The sequence below is a fragment of the Crenobacter sp. CS_VA4 genome (assembly GCF_055597485.1).
The window spans coordinates 209,139-226,869 of record NZ_JBVMAE010000004.1 but is presented as its reverse complement, the minus strand read 5'-3'; the positions used below and the strand labels follow the sequence as shown (position 1 = coordinate 226,869).

Annotated in this window: 22 protein-coding genes; 3 read left to right on the top strand and 19 right to left on the bottom strand. The window is 67.7% G+C overall.

What is annotated here, in order from left to right:
* Positions 1–729 precede the first annotated feature (729 nt).
* The 8 genes from ACZ2IA_RS05855 to ACZ2IA_RS05820 all read right to left on the bottom strand — a co-directional run bounded on the left by ACZ2IA_RS05855 (position 730) and on the right by ACZ2IA_RS05820 (position 8,232).
* Entirely contained in the window at positions 730–1,356 is a 627-nt protein-coding gene (locus tag ACZ2IA_RS05855; protein WP_470291636.1) for a phage baseplate assembly protein V, read from the bottom strand.
* Positions 1,346–2,425 (bottom strand): phage baseplate assembly protein, encoded by a 1,080-nt coding sequence (locus ACZ2IA_RS05850; RefSeq protein ID WP_470291635.1) that lies wholly within the window; start codon positions 2,423–2,425, stop codon positions 1,346–1,348. The genes ACZ2IA_RS05855 and ACZ2IA_RS05850 overlap by 11 nt, the downstream gene beginning before the upstream one ends.
* Positions 2,409–3,686, bottom strand: a complete 1,278-nt coding sequence (locus tag ACZ2IA_RS05845) for a DNA circularization protein (RefSeq protein WP_470291634.1) — start codon at positions 3,684–3,686, stop codon at positions 2,409–2,411. The genes ACZ2IA_RS05850 and ACZ2IA_RS05845 overlap by 17 nt, the downstream gene beginning before the upstream one ends.
* A 1-nt stretch (position 3,687) precedes the next feature.
* Positions 3,688–4,497: a hypothetical protein gene (locus ACZ2IA_RS05840; RefSeq protein ID WP_470291633.1), complete on the bottom strand. Its 810-nt coding sequence runs from the start codon at positions 4,495–4,497 to the stop codon at positions 3,688–3,690.
* Entirely contained in the window at positions 4,470–5,510 is a 1,041-nt protein-coding gene (locus tag ACZ2IA_RS05835) for a lysozyme family protein (RefSeq protein WP_470291632.1), read from the bottom strand. The genes ACZ2IA_RS05840 and ACZ2IA_RS05835 overlap by 28 nt, the downstream gene beginning before the upstream one ends.
* A gap of 94 nt (positions 5,511–5,604) precedes the next feature.
* Entirely contained in the window at positions 5,605–5,979 is a 375-nt protein-coding gene (locus tag ACZ2IA_RS05830; protein WP_470291631.1) for a phage tail protein, read from the bottom strand.
* 74 nt (positions 5,980–6,053) lie between these two features.
* Positions 6,054–7,475 carry a phage tail sheath C-terminal domain-containing protein gene (locus ACZ2IA_RS05825; RefSeq protein ID WP_470291630.1) on the bottom strand — a complete coding sequence of 474 codons (1,422 nt, stop codon included), beginning with the start codon at positions 7,473–7,475 and terminating at the stop codon, positions 6,054–6,056.
* 79 nt (positions 7,476–7,554) lie between these two features.
* Positions 7,555–8,232, bottom strand: coding sequence for a phage protein Gp37 (locus ACZ2IA_RS05820; protein WP_470291629.1), 678 nt, complete (start codon positions 8,230–8,232; stop codon positions 7,555–7,557).
* Positions 8,233–9,489: 1,257 nt separating this feature from the next.
* Here ACZ2IA_RS05820 and ACZ2IA_RS05815 point away from each other — a divergent pair.
* On the top strand, positions 9,490–9,693 hold the full coding sequence (locus ACZ2IA_RS05815) for a hypothetical protein (protein ID WP_470291628.1): 204 nt from the start codon (positions 9,490–9,492) through the stop codon (positions 9,691–9,693).
* Positions 9,694–9,752: 59 nt separating this feature from the next.
* Entirely contained in the window at positions 9,753–10,289 is a 537-nt protein-coding gene (locus tag ACZ2IA_RS05810) for an Mpo1 family 2-hydroxy fatty acid dioxygenase (RefSeq protein ID WP_470291627.1), read from the top strand.
* Positions 10,290–10,378: 89 nt separating this feature from the next.
* On the opposite strand, the gene ACZ2IA_RS05805 is transcribed toward ACZ2IA_RS05810, so the two are convergent.
* The 6 genes from ACZ2IA_RS05805 to ACZ2IA_RS05780 form a co-directional block, all read right to left on the bottom strand.
* Complete coding sequence (locus ACZ2IA_RS05805; protein ID WP_470291626.1) at positions 10,379–10,621, bottom strand: hypothetical protein; 243 nt, start codon at positions 10,619–10,621, stop codon at positions 10,379–10,381.
* A complete protein-coding gene (locus ACZ2IA_RS05800) occupies positions 10,618–10,824 on the bottom strand; it encodes a TraR/DksA family transcriptional regulator (protein WP_470291625.1) in 207 nt (68 codons plus the stop codon). Before ACZ2IA_RS05800 ends, ACZ2IA_RS05805 begins: the two co-directional genes overlap by 4 nt.
* On the bottom strand, positions 10,821–11,279 hold the full coding sequence (locus ACZ2IA_RS05795; protein WP_470291624.1) for a hypothetical protein: 459 nt from the start codon (positions 11,277–11,279) through the stop codon (positions 10,821–10,823). The genes ACZ2IA_RS05800 and ACZ2IA_RS05795 overlap by 4 nt, the downstream gene beginning before the upstream one ends.
* A 12-nt stretch (positions 11,280–11,291) precedes the next feature.
* Positions 11,292–11,510, bottom strand: a complete 219-nt coding sequence (locus tag ACZ2IA_RS05790) for a DUF2644 domain-containing protein (protein WP_470291623.1) — start codon at positions 11,508–11,510, stop codon at positions 11,292–11,294.
* The gene (locus tag ACZ2IA_RS05785) at positions 11,510–11,917 is read right to left on the bottom strand and encodes a M15 family metallopeptidase (protein ID WP_470291622.1); all 408 of its coding nucleotides are present in this window, start codon (positions 11,915–11,917) and stop codon (positions 11,510–11,512) included. Before ACZ2IA_RS05785 ends, ACZ2IA_RS05790 begins: the two co-directional genes overlap by 1 nt.
* A 459-nt stretch (positions 11,918–12,376) precedes the next feature.
* Entirely contained in the window at positions 12,377–12,796 is a 420-nt protein-coding gene (locus tag ACZ2IA_RS05780) for a YbjN domain-containing protein (protein ID WP_470291621.1), read from the bottom strand.
* A gap of 275 nt (positions 12,797–13,071) precedes the next feature.
* On the opposite strand from ACZ2IA_RS05780, the gene ACZ2IA_RS05775 reads away from it, so the two are divergent.
* Positions 13,072–13,431, top strand: coding sequence for a translation initiation factor Sui1 (locus ACZ2IA_RS05775; RefSeq protein WP_470291620.1), 360 nt, complete (start codon positions 13,072–13,074; stop codon positions 13,429–13,431).
* A gap of 483 nt (positions 13,432–13,914) precedes the next feature.
* Here ACZ2IA_RS05775 and ACZ2IA_RS05770 read toward each other — a convergent pair whose 3' ends face one another.
* The 5 genes from ACZ2IA_RS05770 to dsdC all read right to left on the bottom strand — a co-directional run bounded on the left by ACZ2IA_RS05770 (position 13,915) and on the right by dsdC (position 17,707).
* The gene (locus ACZ2IA_RS05770) at positions 13,915–14,256 is read right to left on the bottom strand and encodes a carboxymuconolactone decarboxylase family protein (RefSeq protein WP_470291619.1); all 342 of its coding nucleotides are present in this window, start codon (positions 14,254–14,256) and stop codon (positions 13,915–13,917) included.
* A gap of 126 nt (positions 14,257–14,382) precedes the next feature.
* A complete protein-coding gene (locus tag ACZ2IA_RS05765) occupies positions 14,383–15,138 on the bottom strand; it encodes a hypothetical protein (RefSeq protein ID WP_470291618.1) in 756 nt (251 codons plus the stop codon).
* A 497-nt stretch (positions 15,139–15,635) separates the two neighbouring features.
* The gene (locus tag ACZ2IA_RS05760; RefSeq protein ID WP_470291617.1) at positions 15,636–16,169 is read right to left on the bottom strand and encodes an XdhC family protein; all 534 of its coding nucleotides are present in this window, start codon (positions 16,167–16,169) and stop codon (positions 15,636–15,638) included.
* A gap of 64 nt (positions 16,170–16,233) precedes the next feature.
* Positions 16,234–16,725, bottom strand: coding sequence for a GNAT family N-acetyltransferase (locus ACZ2IA_RS05755; protein WP_470291616.1), 492 nt, complete (start codon positions 16,723–16,725; stop codon positions 16,234–16,236).
* A 43-nt stretch (positions 16,726–16,768) separates the two neighbouring features.
* Positions 16,769–17,707, bottom strand: a complete 939-nt coding sequence (gene dsdC / locus ACZ2IA_RS05750; protein WP_470291615.1) for a DNA-binding transcriptional regulator DsdC — start codon at positions 17,705–17,707, stop codon at positions 16,769–16,771.
* Positions 17,708–17,731: the final 24 nt, after the last annotated feature.

The following is a 17,731-nucleotide window of genomic DNA, read 5'->3' as shown; positions in this document are numbered from 1 at the left end:
CTGCGGCTTCCCTCGCGCCCGACAAGCGGCCAGGCGCCGCCGAACTCGCGGGCGGCTAACGTCCGCCCACTCGAACAGGCGGCGGCTTAAAACCTGGCCGCTTGCCGTTCACTCGGCAGCGCAGAAGGGCGGAGGGTGGTCGGTTGGGAGGTTACAGCTGAGTAGGGTAGGCATTGGCGCCGTAGCCCATCACATCGTAGCCGGATGGAATGTGTGGCGCTAACTACGCCTGATCTGGATTGGATTTTGCATCAATGGGAAAGGTTGGCCGAAAGTAGGTAGGCCAATCGTTGGGCCCCAATATTGCCGCCTACGACCACCCCATCCCCATCGACGCCGCCGAGGACGGCGCGGCCAACGGGGGGTGTCGGCGAGCACTGTTCGAGTGCCGACGCAGTCGGTGCGAGTTGCGCAGCCGCCCGTTGGCCGTGTCCGCCCGCAGGGCAGCCCGCGTAGCGGGCCGGCGTCGTCGGGGTCGCCTTTCTTTGGGCACTTTCTTTGGCGAAGCAAAGAAAGTGCCTCGCCAGTCGGGCGAGACCGACAAAAGCCGCCGTGCCAACGAACGTGTCAGAAGAGCTGCTAAGACACGGCATCATCGATTGCGCCCTCTAACGAGGGCGCCAGAATAAAAAGCAGCGACCCAGCCACAGCCGGATCGCCTCCTCACCCCAAACAAAAAGGTTGGCCGAACACCCTCGTTCGGCCAACCTTTGTCACTCCCTGACCCCCTTACCGCGGTGGCCCCGTCACCCCGCCCGAATCCCCCGGATGGGTGTGATTCATCAGGCTCTTGCCGCCCGCCACCACGTCGCCGCTGGTGGTCAGGCTGCCGCTCACCTTCGCGCCGTTGCCGCCCTGGATCGCCATCCCGCCGTTGCCGCTGATCTGGCCCTGCGCGATCAGCTCGGCGCTGGCCGTGAGCTGCGGCGTGCTGAACGCCGCCTTGTTCGATGCGTTCACCTCCCAGCTCTTGCAGTTGACGCGGAACACGTCGCACTCGGTCTCGATCACCCGGCCGCGCTTCATAACGATCTTGGCGCCCTCGTCGGTGTACAGCGCCACCTCGCCCGGCTGAAGCGCCTTCAATCGGTACGAACCGTGCTCGGTGGCGATCACGATGCCGTGGCTGGTCTTGCCGCCGACCGGCAGCAGCACCGCCATCGTGCCGGGCAGTGGGGTCGAGGTGAAGCCGTAGTGTTGGAACAGCTCGCTGTCCTGCAGGCGCTCGCCGGCCAGCGCGTCGGTCTGCACCAGCTGCACCGGGGTCTGGCTGTTCACCTGGGCGAGCACGCCGCGGAAGGCCTGGCGCACGCCGTTCATGGCGCGCTGGATGCGGCGGTCGACGTCATGCCACATGGTTCTTCTCCTGTTTGGTGCCGGCGGCGTCCGGGTTCCACAACCCGTCCGCCTTCAGCGTCAGCGTGGTGGTGGTGCCCTGGCCGCGGCCGCCCTGGAACTTCCTCGCCATCAGGAAGTACACCGCGTCGATGCCGTGCGGTTCGCTGATTAGGTGGACGCGCTGGCCGGGCGACCACAGCGTGCCGCCGGCGGTGCGATGGCCGGCCACCTCGGCGCTCAGGCTCAGGCCGTCGAGGCGTGCGTCGTTGACCAGCTTGCGGGCGCGGGTCAGCGCCGCCTCCGCGTTGGCGACGTCGGGGTCGATCACGTTGCGCGGCCGGTAGTAGCCGACCTCGCGGTCGTAGGCGGTGGCGAGCACCGCGTTGGCGCCGTTGCCGGCGGCGGTGCCGTGGCTCTGGCCGAGCACGTTGAGCTCGGAATAGCGGCCGACCACGTTCAGGCTGCGCGACAGCGACAGGACGTTGTTGCCGACGCCGCTCGCGCGCAGCACCAGGCTCGCGACCGGCGCGGCGCGGTAGTCGGGGCCGCCGACCACCAGGGTGCCGTCCGGCTCGAACCACGGCCACAGGCCTTGGGCTTCGGCCAGGCGCGCCAGCACCGCCCAGGCGGTGTCGCCCGGCTCGACGTCGACCTTGTCGAGCAGCGGGTCGCGCGCGCTACGCAGGTCGATCTTGGCGATGCCGAGCGGACGCACCAGGCTGGCCAGCACCTCGGACAGCGTCGCCTGGCGGCCATTGAACTGCGGCGCGCTACAGTCGAGCAGGATGGCCGCGCCGTCGCGGCCGCTGATCTCCAGCGTGTGGCGGCCGCGCGCGATCGCGTGGCGGATTTCGTCGATGCGGCCGGTCATCACCGTGTCGTTGCCGACCCGCACCTCGACCGGCGCGCCGGGCGCGACCTGCGGCGGGAACTGGCCGTCCGGCAGGCCGAGCGTCACCTGCCAGGCGTCGGCCGGGGTCTTCAGGTCGGAGTCGATGTCGTAGCGGCTCCAGTCGCGGTGGACGTGGCCGCCGATCAGCAGGCTGACCCGGTCCGGGTCGAGCGTAAGGTTAGCGGGCATAAGCATTCAGCGTGTCTCCGGCTTGCAGCGCGTTGGGGTTGGCGAGCTGCGGGTTGAGGCGGGCCAGCTCGGCGGCGCGGCCGAAGTCGCCGTACCAGCGCTGCGCCAGCATGTGCAGGTTGCCGGCGGCCTCGACGCGGCGGGTCACCAGCGGCGGGCGGGCGTCGATCAGCGCGCTCGCGGCGTTCTGCAGGCCGAGCGCGACGTCCTTCAGCGCCTCGGTGACCAGCCGCGCCGCTTCGACCGGGTAGCGGTCGCGGTAGGCGGTCAGCGCCGTCTGCAACGCGGCGCGCACGTCGCCGGTCAGCGCCTCGATGTCCTGCGGCGAGCGGCTCGGCTGCTTCGCTTCGTCGGCCAGCAGGCCGGCGGCGGTGTCGGCCAGCGTGGTCGCCGCGACCAGCTGCAGCAGCGCGCCGATCTTCGCCACGTCGTCGGGCTGTGCCGGCGCCGGCTGGCTGGTCGACGACGCCCCGGCCGGGTTGTCTCCGCCGATCGCACCGACCATGCTGACGGCGCCGCCGGCGACCCGGTCGGCCAGGGTGCTCACGCCGTTTAGCGTGCCGACCAGGGTGCTCCAGTCGGACTGGCGGCCGACCGCGGCGAAGCTCGGCCGCGCGGCGAGGCCCTGCAGCAGCGCGGTGACGTCGCCGGCGAAGCCGCGCGGTGCATCGAGCGGGTCTAGCGCGCCGGTGATCGCGCCCGGCAACTGGCGGCGCAGCGCGCCCAAGGTGCCGATCAGCACCTGGCGCAGCGCCAGCAGCCGGGACAGCGGCACCGCGCCGCGCAGCGCATCGAGCGCGTCGGCGAACGCGGTGATGCCGTTCTCGCGCGCCAGCCGCGCCAGCTGCGCCAGCGCTTCGGCCAACTGCTGCGGCAGCTGCAGCAGGAACAGCTGGTTGGCCGGGGTGGCCTCGACGAAGCTCAGCTCGACGGTGCAGTAGTCGGGGTTGTCGGCGCTGTGGGCGACCTGATAGTCGGTGGGCTGGGCGCGCCGGATCGAGCCGAACACCGGGTGCACCAGCTCGCCGTAGCCGGGCGCGTCGAGCGCGGCCAAGAGCTTCTGCAGGCGGCGTTCGTAGTCCTGCCCCCAGAACACCGCGGTGAGCTTCATCTGGCGCGCCTTGCGGCCCAGGTCCTCGACGTCGGCGCCGTCGCGGTACGGGTACTCGTGGCTGGCGGTGTCGCGCTGCGCCGCATCGCTGGTGCTCTGGCAGTCGAAGCGCACGCCGCGAAACGAGGCGTCCTGCAGTTGGGTGGTCCAGCTCATCTCAGCTTCTCCTTGCGCTGCGTTGGTTGGCGTCGTTGACCGCGGTGACGAGGTTGCCGGCGTGGGCGTCGACGGTGATCTGCTGCGGCTGGGACAGCTGTTGCGCGGCGGCGGACAGTTGGGCGATCGCGGCCTGCAGTTGGCCGAACAGCGCGGCGAGGGAGTCGGTGGCTCCTGCTGCTGGGCTGCTGGCTCCGGTCGAGGCCGGAGTCGGAGTCGGACCCGGAGGCGCAGCGGGAGCCGGCTCCTCCTGTACGGGTGAAGCCGGATTGGCCGACGCGGTGGCTGCTGGAGCGGGCGGGGTCATTGCCGGCTCGGTGACAGGCGTGTCAGCGTTGGTCGGCTTGGCCTCGTCATTGGCGGCGGGGTTCGCCGTGTTGGGTTCGGCTGCCGGCGTGGTGGGGCCGGCCTGATCCGCAACAGCATGCTGGCTCTGGGCGGGCTTGCTGGCACCACTGCGGGCCTTGGTCGGTGTCGCTGGCTTAGTGGCTTGTGCGCTTTGCTTGGCTTTTGCCGTGGGCTCGGCCGCCGTTGCCGCGTTCGCATCCTTGCGATATTGCGGCTTGGGGCGCAGGAACTTGGTCGGCTTGTTCCAGTAGGTGCCTTGGCCAAGTTTGGTTGAAGCGGGCCCTGTGCTGGTTTGCGACCCGAAGAAGGTGCCTTTGCCCGTGGACGAATCGTAGTTTTCGATTACACCGGTATGGTTATTTTTGCCACGCCACAGTGCGATATCGCCAGGTTTGACGTCTTTTGCGTCGACGACGTCGAAATATTTCGATTTATCTAGTGTCGCGGTGTTTTCATAAGGCAAATCGTAGCCGGCGCCGTTGAGTACCTGATTGACCAGATTGGAGCAGTCGATCTCTTTGACCCCTGCTTGTTCGCCTTGCCGGTGCCACCGAGCTTGTATTTGTAGCCGTTGGCAAAGCGCTGGCGCTGACCAAGGATGGCGTCTGCGGCCGAGCCTGCTTTGGCTGCGAGCTTGATCTTCTCCGGTTTGGAGGCAGTTTTTGCTTCCGCGGCTGCATTGTGACTTGCAGCGGGTTTAGTTGCAGATTTGGGCGCTTTTTCTGCAGCTTTGGGGACGGCTGGTGCAGGAGGAGACGGTTTATTCGTCTTCGTCGCTTGGGGCGTAGCAGGTTTTACTCCACCAATTTCATTTGCGAAGGCGTCGCCTTCGGCCATCTTGCTTCCCATCCGTCGGTACGCTTCGGCGACGGTAATCGAGCCGTCGCCGTACAGCGAGGCATTGCCGGAGACAACACCCTTGCCGAGCCCGATCGAGTCGACCCTGGCATTCGGGTTGGCCTTTAGAGCTTTGAAGAATTTGCGGCCGTCACCGCCGCCCAGATTGTGCAAGGCATAGGTATTGGCGTTGTCGTCTGTTCCGCCCAGCGTCTTGCCGAGCGCAACGTTCTCGCGGGTGAACTCGGCGAGCATCGCGGCCTGTATGCGGACATCCTGCCGGTATTGGGCCGCTTGTTCCTTGGTTAGCTTCCCTTTGCCCTTTACGATGCCGGCACCGGCAATACCGTACTTCTGGCCGTACTTGTTGATGTAGTGCGTCCATGTGCCATCCAGAAACTGGCCGAGGCCATGGGCGGAGGACAATGCCATGGTCCCGTCGAATTGACGCACTTTGTTTTTGGACTTGTGCTTGCTGCTGATCGGTCGGGCATTGGTGTTGAATCCGCCGCTTTCGAAGTTAGCAATGCGCGCGAGAATGCCCGGATCGACGCCGGCTTGAGCCGCAGCTGCGGCAATGTCGGCCTTGACCCGATTCCACCGTTCCTGGCGCAGTTGATTATTGGTCGAGGTTGTCATACGGCTCCGCTTTCATTGATGAACCTTCGCCGGCATCCCCATCTGGAACGCCGGCGAACGGTGAGGCGGCGGACTGGCCGACGCCGGATGTGTGTTACTCCACGACCTTCCGCAGCGACACCAGCTTGATGTCACGCTTGGCTTCGGCCTCGACCCCGTACTTCTCGCCGACTTCCAGCGTGAAGCAGTCGAGGTAGCTCACGCGCTTGCCGCCCGGGGCGAGCGGGAATTCGGTCAGCTTGGCGCCGTCGATCGCTTCACAGTCCAGATCGCCGGTCAGCGGGATGGCGACGGTCAGCGACAGCTCATACTCGCTGACGCCGCGGGCGAAGCCGCGGGCGCGGCCGCTGCTGTTCATCGTTTTCACCATCTTGCGGCCGGTCTTGCTCGAGACGTTCAGGTCGATGACCTCGATTTCCTGGCCGTTGACTTCCAGCACGATCGCGCCGGCGTATTGTTGAAGTGCCATGGGTTTTTTCTCCTAATTCAAAAGGCGGCGGTTAAGGGCGGCGCCGCTCGGTCACCGGGCGGCGCTGCCGCTCCTTACAGCAACAGGTCGATGCGACCGGCGAACACGTGCAGGCCGTTGACCACGTCGACCGGGATCTTGGCGTCCAGGCGGTTGGCGTCCTGGCTGTCGCGCTCGACGATCAGCCCGTCCTTATTGGCCAGCACCGCCTCGACGATCTCCAGCTCCTCCAGCTTCAAGAGCACGTCCAACAGTTCCGAGCGGACCTTGGACGGAGTGCGCTCGGACAGCTTCTCGCGCGGGAAGCGCAGCGCGATCCGCTCGCGGCAGGCGCGGCGCACGTAGTCCAGGGTGCGGATGGTGGTGATGTCGAGCAGCGATACGTCGTCGACGCCCTGTCCGTCCTTGGTGTAGGTGGAAATCGCGCGGACGATCTGCACCTTGTCGCCCGGGCCGACTTCCAGCGGGGTCAGGCCGTTGTACAGCGCGTTTTCCTGCTCGGTGCGGGTCGGACGCTGGTCGATGCCGGCGATGTCCAGGCCGTTCAGCGCCAGCGTGTTGAGCGGGCGGGCCGGGTCTTCCTCGCTGGCGATCACCGCGGCGTACGCGGCGGCGAGCTCGCCCGGCAGCTTGCCGGAGCCGCGGTACCACGCGCCGGTCAGGCGGCCGCTGTTGACCTGCGACGCGAGCGTGGAGGCGGTGGCCAGTTGCCCGGCGATGCCGAACACGCCGATCGCGCCGCGCTGCTCGAGCGGGCCGGACACGAAGTCCAGGTGCGAGCGCAGCGCGGTCAGCACGGTCTGGTTGGCCAGCGGCGCGACCAGGATCTGGTGGCCGGCCCCGGCGATGGCGGCCAGCGTCGGGGCGTAGTCCGGGTCGAGCGCGCCGCCGGCGAAGGCGGCCACGGCGGCAGTCAGGCCCGGCGCGGTCGACTGCACCGCCAGCTTCAGGTCGTTGCCGACGCTGCCCTTGTGGTAGGCGGTGTGGGTGATCACGCCGGCGGCCGCGGCGCTGGTCACCGGGATCTCGGTGCGGGCGGTGACCGCGGCGGCGAGCTGGGTGGCGATCGCGGCGGCGGTGTCGCCGCTGGAGATCGCGACGTCGACGCGGCTGGCGCCGAGCGTCAGAGAAAGCACGCCGGCGCCGCTGGCGGTACCGGTGAGCGTGGTGGTGCCGGTGGCGGCGGTGCCGCCGGCGTTATCGGCGACCGCGATCGCGGTCAGCTGCAGGTAGGGGTTGGCGGTGATCGCGGCGCGCGCCATCCGGTGCAGTTGCGAGCCGACGCCGAAGGCCTGGCCGGCCTGGGTGTCGCTGAAGAGGTCCAGCGGCGCGAGCGGCGCCTGGCTGCCGGCGGCCAGCTTCTGGCCGAGCAGCAGCACGCGCTGCGGGTTGCCCGGCAGGGTGCGCACCGCCAGGCGGGTGTTGAACTCGAAGTACTTGCCCGGTTTGCGGATGCTGGCCGGGATGCTGTCGAAACTGATGTTGGGACTGGCCATGTGCGGCTCCTAGGTTGCGGTCAGACGGGGGTTGAGAGGGGCCGCCTCCCCGTAGCGGGTCAGCGGCGGAAAGTCGGGGTTACGGTTGCTCGCGGGTCGGGACAAGGTCGCGGGCGGCGGGCGGCGCGGCCGGGTCGAGGCGGAACGCCAGCTCGGTCGCCAGCCAGTCGCCGGCCGGCGCCTCGAGGCGGCCCTGGTAGCGGGCGAACAGCGCGTCCGGGTCGGCGTCGCCCGTGGGGCAGGGCCAGTGGCCGTTGCCGAGCGAGCCGTCGATCCAGGCGGTATGGAATTCGCAGGCGAACACCGGGTAGGCGAGCGGGGCTTGGCAGAGGCGGTGCGGGGTGAACACCCGGCCCGGCACGAAGGCCTGGATCGGCAGGCCGAGGTCCTGACCGGCCAAGAGGCGGCGCACCGCGTAGACCAGCGGGTAGCTGCCGCTGCTGCCGGGCGTCGGCGCGCTGGACAGCGGCGCGTCCGGGCGCACCTGGCGGTCGGCGACGGTGATGAGGAAGCGGGCGTGCGCCTTGTGTCGTTCGCGGCCGGTGCCGGCCGGGTCGCTGGTCACGCAGCGCAGCCCGACCCAGGCGGCCGGGAAGCGGGTGGCGAGGTCGGCCGGGGCCAGTTCGAGTTCGCCGCGGTAGCTGTCGACGGCGGCGACCAGTTTCCCGAGCCCCTGGCGGAGCCGGTCGATGATCGCGTCTTCGATCTGGAGCAGTGTCGGCGCCGCGGTCGCGCCTTGCAGGTTGGGCTGTGTCATGGCCCGCATTGTCGGCGTCGGGGGCTTGGGCGATCAGTTGGCGAGGGTCAGTGGGGAGCGGGGATGGGTAAGGGGGTGTGAGGCTGCGCGGGCGCGTGGGGGACGGATGGGTCGGTGGCGGGCGTTAGAGGGGCGTTAGAAAGTGGGAATGGGGGCGTAGGTGGGGGATGGGGTGGGTTAGGTTGGCCGAAGGGGCTCTGGGCCGGTCGCTGGGGAGTTTGGGTTTGGGCGCCGGATTGGGGCGTTGGCTGGGAGTGGGGCTTTGTCGGTCTCGCCCGACCGGCGACCTTCTTTCTTTGCTTCGCCAAAGAAAGAAGGCAAAGAAAGGCGACCCCGACGACGCCGGCCCGCTTTGCGGGCTGCCCTGCGGGCGACACGGCCAACGGGCGGCTGCGCAACTCGCGCCGACTGCGTCGGCACTCGGACAGTGCTCGCCGACGTCCCCCGTTGACCGTGCCGTCCTCGGCGGCGTCGATGGGGGTGGGGTGGTCGGCGGCGGCGTTGGTGTTGGTTGGGTTTTGTGGTTATCGGTACGGATGGCCGGGCTTGCGGCATTGTCGGTCTCGCCCGACCGGCGACCTTCTTTCTTTGCTTCGCCAAAGAAAGAAAGCAAAGAAAGGCGACCCCGACGACGCCGGCCCGCTTTGCGGGCTGCCCTGCGGGCGGACGCGGCCAACGGGCGGCTGCGCAACTCGCGCCGGCTCTGCCGGCACTCGGACAGTGCTCGCCGACGACCCCCGTTGACCGCGCCGTCCTCGGCGGCGTCGATGGGGGATGGTGGCAATTGGCAGCAGCCGTGAAGTTGTCGGGATTGGAAATAGCCGTCTTGGAGCGGATGCTGTGGCGGTGAATACGCAGTGAAGGTTGGCCGAAAGGGACTGCCCAACTCGGCAACAGGTTCACTAAGCAAAGTAACGGATGTTTCTTCTCCCCGTGCCTCTGACGTCACAATCGACCAGCCATTCCCCTTCTGCGCTGCCGAGCGATCGTCAAGCGGCCAGGTTTTAAGCCGCCGCTTGTTCGAGTGGGCGGACGTTAGCCAGCCGCCCGCGAGTTCGGCGGCGCCTGGCCGCTTGGCAGGCGCGAGGGAAGCCGAAGGCCAGCGCGGTGGGGGCGTCTTTCTTTGGGTCCTTTCTTTGACGAAGCAAAGAAAGGACCTCGCCGGTCGGGCGAGACCGACAAAGCAGCAATCCACGCCAACGTTGGCCGAATGAAATAACAGGGGGCGCCAGTCGGGCGAGACCGACAAAAGCGGCGATGCCAACAAACGCGCCCACAGAGCAGGCCCGCGACATCGGCAATCGCCTTCTTCAACCGACAAAGCCGGCAATCCAAAGAACGTCGCCGATTGCCACCTCGATGGCGGGCGAAATGAACAGAAACGCAACCCATCAAGAGCACGAAATGTCGGGCGATTACGGCATCAACATCGCCATCGATTCGGTACGACCGACGTATTGACACCGCCAGCAGGGAGGCGAAACTGGTAATAACGGCAGCAAACAAAGAGGGGAGACGCCATGCGTAACGCGACCGAATTGATGGTGCAGTACGCCGCCTACCACCGCGACCGACGCAACCTCGCCACCCACTTCGTCGGCATTCCGCTGATCGTGTTCGCGGTCGGTGTGCTGTTGGGGTGGCCGCAGCTCACCGTGGCCGGCCTGGCGCTGACGCCGGCCTGGCTCGCGTGGGGGCTGTCGACGCTGTGGTACCTGAGCCGCGGCAATCTGATGCTGGGGCTGGCGGTCAGCCTGCTCAACGGCGTGCTGACCCTGCTGGCGGCACCGCTGGCGACCGGCAGTGCCGGGCTGTGGCTGGGCAGCGGCATCGGCGTGTTCGGGCTCGGCTGGGCGATCCAACTGGCCGGCCACTATTACGAGGGCCGCCGGCCGGCGTTTGCCGACGATCGGGTCGGCCTGCTGGTCGGGCCGATGTTCGTCAGCGGCGAGCTGTTGTTCGCGCTCGGCTGGGGCAAGCCGCTGTTGGCCGAGATCGAGCGCCGGGCCGGGCCGACCGTGCTGCGCGACCTGACCCGCCGGGCGATGATGCGCTGAGTGGCGCGCTGGTCAGCCGTCGCCTTCCAGCTAAACAAGCAGGGCCGGTGCTGTCGGCACCGGCCCTGTTCCCATGTCCGCGCGGCGGCTCACTTGTCCGCCTTGCGATCCAGCTTGTCCTCGATGCGCTGGATGTGCGTCTTCACCTCGCGCAGCATGTCGATCATCTGGTCGCTGGACTTGGCGGCGTCGTCGCGGCGCTGGTAGTCGCGCTGGATCGCCAGGTTCTGCCGCTTCAGATCCGCCAGCTCCTGCTGCAGCTGGCGCACCCACAGCCCGCCCAGAAACGCCAGCAGGCCCAGCGCCAGTTGCAGCGCCAGATCCAGCGTCATCGGACTACCCGTTCCAACTCGCCCTGGCAGCGCACGCAGCGGGTGCAGCCGGGCACCGCCTGGCGGCGGATCGCCGGGATGTCGTCGCCGCAGTCTTCGCAGTGGCTGTAGCTCGGCCCGGCCGTGGGGCGGCGGTGGCGGGCCAGCGCTTCCTCGCGCTGCAGTTGTTCCAGGTCGCTGGCGCGGTCGAACAGATCGCTCATGGTGGGGTCTCCTTGTCGGGTTGCAGCCAGTCGATCAGCGCGTCGAGCTGGTGTTCCAGCCGGCGGCAGCGCTGGCCGTAGTCGGTGAGGTGGTCGAGGAGATCGGCTTGCGATACCCCGGAATCAGTGGCGTCGGCGGCGTCGGCCGCTGCACCAGCAGCGCCGGCGGGCTCGGCGGCCGGCACGGGTTCGGCGCCGATCGCGCTGTTGAGCACGCCGACAAAGCCGCGAGTGAACACGCAGCGAGGCAGCGGGCGAGGCGGTGCGTCGGGGGCCGGGCGGTAGTCGGTGGTGACACGGGCGATGCTCCGTTTGAGTTGCGAAGTGGTGTCGGCGTCGGCGAGCTGCGCGTCGGCGGCGTGCAGGCCGAGCGTGTAGCCGGCGCCGGTGCCGAAGGCGAGCGCCAGCGTCAGCAGGCCGAGCCGGGCCAGCCGGCGGATCAAGAGGGCGGTCATCGGTGCGCTCCCTCAGCCGGTCTTGCCGCGCCAGGCGGCGATCAGCCGCAGCGCCGCCGCGTAGCCGCCGACCAGGCCCAGGTGGATCAGCCAGACTTCTGGCGTGAGCGTGCCGGCGACACCCTGGTAGACGAACAGGCCGGTGGCGGCGGCGCAGGCGACGTTGGCCCACAGCTTGGTGTGCGACAGCCGGCCGCTGCCGGGGTTGGTGACGAGGTCGGTCAGGCGCATCAGGCGACCCCTTTCGGCAGTTCGAAGTGCGGGAACTCGCGGAACGGCGCGTCCGGGCGGCCGTACCAGTTCAGCCCCAGCTCGGCGCCGATGCGGCCCATCACCTGCCAGTGCGGGTGGCCGGCGTCCCATTGCGGCTGGCCGGCCAAGAGCGGCACCACGTCGAAGGCGCGCGCGGCCGGCTGGCCGTTCAGCTGAAAGTTGTGCGCCGACTGGCCGGCGCGGGCGTTGGTGACGCGCGGGCCCGGCGCGGTGCGGCCTTGGGCGTACAGCGCGTCCTGCTCGGCGCCGGAGCGCCAGGTACAGGTGATCAGCGGGGTGACGCCGGCGTCGGCGCAACGGGCGAGAAAGGTGTGGGCGAGCGGTTGCAGCGCGGAGTGCAGGTCGGCGAGGTTGCGGCTGGCCATCGGGGGCTCCCTTCGTGGTGGCGATGGGAACGATTCTGGCGCGCGCGGGGGGTGGGGCTTAGCGGACCGGGGTCAGTGGGGAGGGGGGAGGCAGGGTTGGCCGGCGGTTCGGCCAACGTTGTTGCGGTCTGTGGAGAACGGTCGTGCGGGATGGGGCTGTGTCGGTCTCGCCCGACAGGCGAGTTCCTTTTCTTATCTCGCCAAGAAAAGGAACCAAAAGAAGGCGACCCCGACGACGCCGACCCGCTGCGCGGGCTGCCCTGCGGGCGGACGCGGCCAACGGGCGGCTGCGCAACTCGCGCCGGCTAAGCCGGCACTCGGACAGTGCTCGCCGACTACCCCCGTTGGCCGCGCCGTCCTCGGCGGCGTCGATGAGGGGGCGCTGTTGCCTGGGGCGAAGGCGGTCAGCCGCTTGTGCGGCGTGTGATTGCGGGGGCCAGGGGCGCCCCCGCTCCGCCCTTACTGGATCAGGCCGGCGTCGTTGCTCGCCGCAATGGCCGACGGCACCGCCGCGCCGAACAGCTGCAGCGCCTCGACGATCTGCGTCACCGGCACGCCGCCCTCGTACGGCAGGTAGAAATCGGCCGATAGCGCCTCGTCGTCGATCAGCGCGAAGCGCGCGAAGATGTAGTCGCGGTTCAGCCGGTTGACCAGCTCGAGCTTGTCGAGGCGGGCGGCCCGCTCGTCGATGCCGTAGTAGGCGACGAAGCGGATCTGGCGATTGGCCTCGTTGAGATGGACAAACGCCTTCAGTTCGCCGGGGTAGACGGTCAGGTCGCCGTCTTCGTCGATCTCGGTGCGGATCGCGGCCTGTTCGAACAGCGCTTGCAGGCTGGCGAGGCTGAGGCTGTCGTCGCTGAGGAGCGTGGGCTGGGTCATGGGGGCTTTCTTTGTAAAGTCGTTGGGCGGGATCGTGTCACCGCGCTGGGCGCGGTGGGCCAGGGTGACGGGCCGTGTACCCACAAGAGTGGGGAGGGCGCCCCCGGCTTTCAAGGCGCGGGGCACGCTATTATGAACGCCGCGCGGCGGCTTCGGCGCCGATAGGATTGCGACGCGCGGTGGTGATACAGTGCGCGGTTCGTCACGGCCGCGCGGCCGGCCGTCGTTTCCCGGCGCCGCCGCTTCGCCGCCACACCGTCAGTAGAGTCAACGTCATGATGAAAAACAAAGGATCGGGTGGGCTGGTCTATTCCACCGAGCACGGCACGATGTGCCCCGTGTGCCGCAACCCTGTTGCCCAGTGCATTTGTGCGCGCAACAGTGCGCCGGCGTCGGACGGCGTGGTGCGCGTCTCGCGCGAGACCAAGGGCCGCAAGGGCAAGGGCGTCACGCTGGTCAAGGGCGTGCCGCTCGACGCGGCGGCGCTGCAGCAGCTGGGCAAACAGCTCCGAACCGCCTGCGGCTCGGGCGGCACGGTCAAGGACGGGGTGATCGAGATCCAGGGCGATCACGTCGAGCTGGTGATCGAGCGGCTCAAGCCGCACGGCTGGACGAGCAAGCGGGCCGGCGGCTAGGCCGGCCCGGCTCGCTGCCGAACCGCTCATTCCCCTTCCCAGTAGTCCAGCGACGCCCTTGGCGACCGGCTGGTCCGCCTGCTGCCGGAGCACGCCCTGCCGGAGCAGGGGGTGTTTGCGGTCTACCCGAAAACCGGCCACGTCGCGGCCAAGGTGCAGCTGTTCATCCCGTTCATCCGGCAGTTTCTGGCGGGCTAGGGGGGCGCCAGGCCCGTTCGGCCAAGCCTGCTGCGCTGTTTCAGGAAAAGCAGGACCTCCGAGCAAATCGGGGGGTCGTCGGCCATCTGGCTCGCAAGGGCGAGGCACTTCATCCCGGCGGGCGGCTAGGCGGCGTCCCCACGGCAGCTTCGCCATCGGCGCGGCGCCGTCCGGGCTGCCCCAGCCGGTGACCGCGTCGAAGCCGACGCCGGCCGAATACCCCGCCGCCGTGCCGGCCGCATTGCGGGCCACGGTTTGGATGACCTGATGAGGGTGCTGGCCCTGCTATGCCGTTTTCGCGCTGTAGGCATCCATCACGCGCGCCGAGTACACCAGCGTGGCGCCGGCGTTGACCGCGATCGCCACGCCGAGCGCCTCGGCGATCTCTTCCCGCGTCGCCCCCCGTTTCATCGCCGCATCGGTATGTATCGTGATGCAGCCGTCGCATTGCCGGGTGACCGCCACCGCCAGTGCGATCAGTTCGCGCGTCTTGGCGTCCAGGTGTGCGGTCTTCGCGCCGGCGGCGCTCAGCTCGCCATAGCCGCGCACCGTGTCGGGGCTGAGCTTGGCGAGCTCGTCGATGGTCGCGAGCAGCTGCTTTCGGTAATCGTTCCAGTCGAGCATCATAGCTAAGCCTCCTGCGGTGAATCAGACGGACTTTCCGCTAAATGTTGAAGGCAACCGGTTGTCCCTTTAAGGAACGTCCGGTTGCCTGCAGAGCAAGGCGTTTTGCTTAGTGGTGTCTGGGCAAGGTCACGGTATACGCGCTTGCAAGGGCTTTACTATCCAAAAAAAAGACCATAGTAACCAAGGAAAAAGTAGAGAAAATATGGGTAAGTAGTATATGAACGCCCGAATGCTTACCTCGTTGTAAGCTATCCCGTACAGGTTTTGTAGGTAGTGGCTATAAAAATAATTTGTAACAAGAAGGCAGGTTCCAATTGCTACGAAGGCAATCATTCGATAGTTAATCTGCTTCGAGGTGGGAAGAGGTAAATGCCGGGCAGACCAACCTTCCCCCATCCCTTCAACTTTCATATCACTTACTTCGCCGTCAACGAGTACCGACAGGTGTACAACTTGTTTATGCTCACGCTTTGGGTTTAGGTAGTCTAGAGTGATGGTGATTTTGTTTCGCTCAATCTTTCGATCGACTTCTAACTTCTCTGGTGTGATCGACGCATCTAGCACCACGCATTCCGCTGGCAGGCTGAGTGTGAAGGAGGGACGGCTGATTAACTCTGAGCCCTCATTTAGAATTTTTGCATCAACTTGGGCTAGTGATTCAATAGGGCGGCCATCAAATGTCATGTCAATCTTTTGTCGTAAGCTTTCCGGAATCGCTACTATCGAGGAGTTACGAATCTCACGCACTACCAGCCTTTTAGGCTTTTTCCGGTTCAAAACTAAAACGATACAAGTAACCACTGCCACGATTGCACTAACCCAACCGGCTGGCGCATTCGTATAGAACCAATGGAACCATGTGTCAGGACTGTCGGTAGGCATAGCGTATTGGCTCCTAGCGTCTAAATTGAGTGGCGCTTTACTTGAATCACGTCCTATTACCCCGGCAACATTTTTCACGACACACATGCACAAAGAAGTTCTTTTGCAATCAAATGCCTGACCACCAGATGGTGTCAGCTAAATTGTAGCGGCCTTAATATTAACTCGCCGCCCCCGCCTGACCGCCCCCGCGCCGCGCCTTGCAACGCCGTCGCATCGGCTCTGGACTCGTAATTCACCTGATTCGGGGGCAGAGCCGCCGCGTCGATCAAGCGCGCCGTATCGTGCGTTTGCATCAACGACGGGTTGGGATGGGCTTGCCCCTGTTGTTACCTTAAGATCCTTGTTTTGAATCGGCTTTTCGGTCCGTCCGGCGGTGCAACTGGACTGACCGGCGGGCGGTGGGGAGGGCGGTGAGGTTGGCCGAAGCGGGACGGCCGGAGGGAGAAGACCGGGAGGCACCGGTCAAACGGCGCCGCCCCGGGAAATGCAGCGGATCAGCTCCGCGCCGCGACGCACTGCGCCCCGGTCGTCTGTTCGGCCAACGTCTGCCGCTCGGCGATCAGTTCGGCCAGGATCGCGATGGCGATCTCGATCGGGGTGCGGCTGCCGATCGAAAGGCCGATCGGCGCCTTGATCCGCTGGCAGGCCGCTTCGGCCACGCCGGCCGCCGCCAGCCGTTCGAGGCGTGCCCGGGCGTTGGCGCGCGAGCCGATCGCCCCGACGTAGAACGCGGGCGAGGGCAGCGCCACGCTCAGCGCGGCGTCGTCGATCGCCGGCACGTGGGCCAGCGCGATCACGGCGCTGTACGCATCGGGGGCGAAGTGCCGCACCGCCTCGGCCGGGTCCGGGTCCAGCCAGGTCTGCGCCGGGTCGGGCCAGCCGTCGCGCCGCTCGGCGCGCGGTTCGCACAGACTGACGGCGAAGCCGAGCCGCGGTGCCAGGTCGGCGAGCTCGCGGCTGACGTCGCCGGCGCCGATGATCAGCAGCCGCCACAGGGCGGACGGTTCGAGAGAAACGGTGTTGGACATCGTGATCCTTAGGTCGTGGAGGTCGGCGGGGGGCGCCCCGCCAAGGTACACCATCGGCGGCCGTTCAGCCCGCCCGGTCGCTGAACACCGCGAACTCGTCGCCGCCGAGCGTGAACGACGCCACCTCGTGCATGCCGAGCCGCTGATGCGCCCGCAGTGACGCCGGGTTGTCGCGGCGGATGAACAGCACCGCCTCGCGCCCCGGCAGCCGCTCGCGCAGCGCCGCGTACAGCTGCGCCAACAGGCCGCTGCCGCGCTCGGTCTCGGCGATGCACACCGGGCCGTACACATAGGCGTCCGGCTGGCCCGGCCAGGCCTCGAGCATCGCCCGCGCCGGCGGCGCCTCGGCGTCGGCCTTGGCCGAGCTGAACAGTACGCCGACCACCCGGCCGTCGCGATGCGCGACCAACACCGGCATGTCGCCGGTCACCCACCGCTCTACCAGCTCGCGCGGGAACTCGCCGGTCAGCGAGCCGCCGTGCGCGGGCGAGTTGGCGTGCAGCAGGGTGGTGATGCCGTCGAGATCGGCGGCGGTGGCGAGGGTGATGTCGAGCATGGGCGGGGCTCCAGCGGATGAAGTCGGGGTCGGTGTTAGGAGGCTAGCCCGCCGCGGCGCATTCGTGCAACCAGTCGATGAACACCTGCAGCCGCTTCGGCAGCGGGTCTTTGGGCGGGTGCACCAGGTAGTAGTCGTAGCGCCCGGACAGGGCGAACGGGCCGAAGGGCAGCACCAGCTCGCCGCGGTCGAGTTGCGCCTGCACCAGATGCTGCCGGCCGATGGCGATGCCGGCGTGGTTCAGCGCCGCTAGCACGCACAGGTCGGAGCGGTCGAAGCTGAGGCCGCGCCGGGGCAGCGCCGCCTCGACGCCGTGATGGCGCGCCCACAGCATCCACTCGGCATCGTGGGCGGCGTTGTCCCAGGCCAGCGAGTCGTGCAGCAGGGTGCACTCGCTGAGTTGCTCCGGCCGGCCGGTCAGTGCATGGCGCCGGGCGTAGTCCGGGCTGCACACCGGGGCGATCCTCTCGTCCATCAGCCGGGTGCTGGCAAGGCCCGGGAAGTCGCCGTCGGCGTAGTAGAGCGCCAGGTCGATGTGCTGGGTGCGGAAGTCGACGTTGTCGTTGCCGACCCGGATGTCCAGCGACACCGCCGGGTAACGGTCGGTGAACTCGGCCAGCTTGGGCACCAGCCAGCATTGCGCCAGCGAGGGGCGGACGTACACGGCGAGCTCGCCTGCGACCTCGTTGGCCGAACCGGGCTGCAGCGCTTCGGTCAGCTCGTTCATGGCGCCCTGCAGGATCTGGAAGATGTGCTCGCCGGCCTCGGTCAGCCGGACCCGGCGCGTCAGCCGCACGAACAGCCGCTGGCCCAGCGCGCGCTCCAGCCGGCCGATGCGGTGGCTGACCGCGCTGGGCGTCAGGCACAGCTCCTCGGCCGCTCGCGCGAAGCTCAGGTGCCGCGCGGCGGCGAGGAAGGTGTAGAGGTTGGCGAACTGGGTGCTGTCGAGCCGGGCGCCCAGCCGCGGGGGAAGGTTCAGCATGGCGCCATTATAGAGGGCGGGGCG

Bases quoted from the DNA above. Each gene is read 5' to 3' on its own strand.
- ACZ2IA_RS05855 (WP_470291636.1), bottom strand. From the start codon at position 1,356: ATGTGGCATGACGTCGACCGCCGCATCCAGCGCGCCATGAACGGCGTG.
- ACZ2IA_RS05850 (WP_470291635.1), bottom strand. From the start codon at position 2,425: ATGCTTATGCCCGCTAACCTTACGCTCGACCCGGACCGGGTCAGCCTG.
- ACZ2IA_RS05845 (WP_470291634.1), bottom strand. From the start codon at position 3,686: ATGAGCTGGACCACCCAACTGCAGGACGCCTCGTTTCGCGGCGTGCGC.
- ACZ2IA_RS05835 (WP_470291632.1), bottom strand. From the start codon at position 5,510: ATGACAACCTCGACCAATAATCAACTGCGCCAGGAACGGTGGAATCGG.
- ACZ2IA_RS05830 (WP_470291631.1), bottom strand. From the start codon at position 5,979: ATGGCACTTCAACAATACGCCGGCGCGATCGTGCTGGAAGTCAACGGC.
- ACZ2IA_RS05825 (WP_470291630.1), bottom strand. From the start codon at position 7,475: ATGGCCAGTCCCAACATCAGTTTCGACAGCATCCCGGCCAGCATCCGC.
- ACZ2IA_RS05820 (WP_470291629.1), bottom strand. From the start codon at position 8,232: ATGACACAGCCCAACCTGCAAGGCGCGACCGCGGCGCCGACACTGCTC.
- ACZ2IA_RS05815 (WP_470291628.1), top strand. From the start codon at position 9,490: ATGCCAACAAACGCGCCCACAGAGCAGGCCCGCGACATCGGCAATCGC.
- ACZ2IA_RS05810 (WP_470291627.1), top strand. From the start codon at position 9,753: ATGCGTAACGCGACCGAATTGATGGTGCAGTACGCCGCCTACCACCGC.
- ACZ2IA_RS05805 (WP_470291626.1), bottom strand. From the start codon at position 10,621: ATGACGCTGGATCTGGCGCTGCAACTGGCGCTGGGCCTGCTGGCGTTT.
- ACZ2IA_RS05800 (WP_470291625.1), bottom strand. From the start codon at position 10,824: ATGAGCGATCTGTTCGACCGCGCCAGCGACCTGGAACAACTGCAGCGC.
- ACZ2IA_RS05795 (WP_470291624.1), bottom strand. From the start codon at position 11,279: ATGACCGCCCTCTTGATCCGCCGGCTGGCCCGGCTCGGCCTGCTGACG.
- ACZ2IA_RS05790 (WP_470291623.1), bottom strand. From the start codon at position 11,510: ATGCGCCTGACCGACCTCGTCACCAACCCCGGCAGCGGCCGGCTGTCG.
- ACZ2IA_RS05785 (WP_470291622.1), bottom strand. From the start codon at position 11,917: ATGGCCAGCCGCAACCTCGCCGACCTGCACTCCGCGCTGCAACCGCTC.
- ACZ2IA_RS05780 (WP_470291621.1), bottom strand. From the start codon at position 12,796: ATGACCCAGCCCACGCTCCTCAGCGACGACAGCCTCAGCCTCGCCAGC.
- ACZ2IA_RS05775 (WP_470291620.1), top strand. From the start codon at position 13,072: ATGATGAAAAACAAAGGATCGGGTGGGCTGGTCTATTCCACCGAGCAC.
- ACZ2IA_RS05770 (WP_470291619.1), bottom strand. From the start codon at position 14,256: ATGATGCTCGACTGGAACGATTACCGAAAGCAGCTGCTCGCGACCATC.
- ACZ2IA_RS05765 (WP_470291618.1), bottom strand. From the start codon at position 15,138: ATGCCTACCGACAGTCCTGACACATGGTTCCATTGGTTCTATACGAAT.
- ACZ2IA_RS05760 (WP_470291617.1), bottom strand. From the start codon at position 16,169: ATGTCCAACACCGTTTCTCTCGAACCGTCCGCCCTGTGGCGGCTGCTG.
- ACZ2IA_RS05755 (WP_470291616.1), bottom strand. From the start codon at position 16,725: ATGCTCGACATCACCCTCGCCACCGCCGCCGATCTCGACGGCATCACC.
- dsdC (WP_470291615.1), bottom strand. From the start codon at position 17,707: ATGCTGAACCTTCCCCCGCGGCTGGGCGCCCGGCTCGACAGCACCCAG.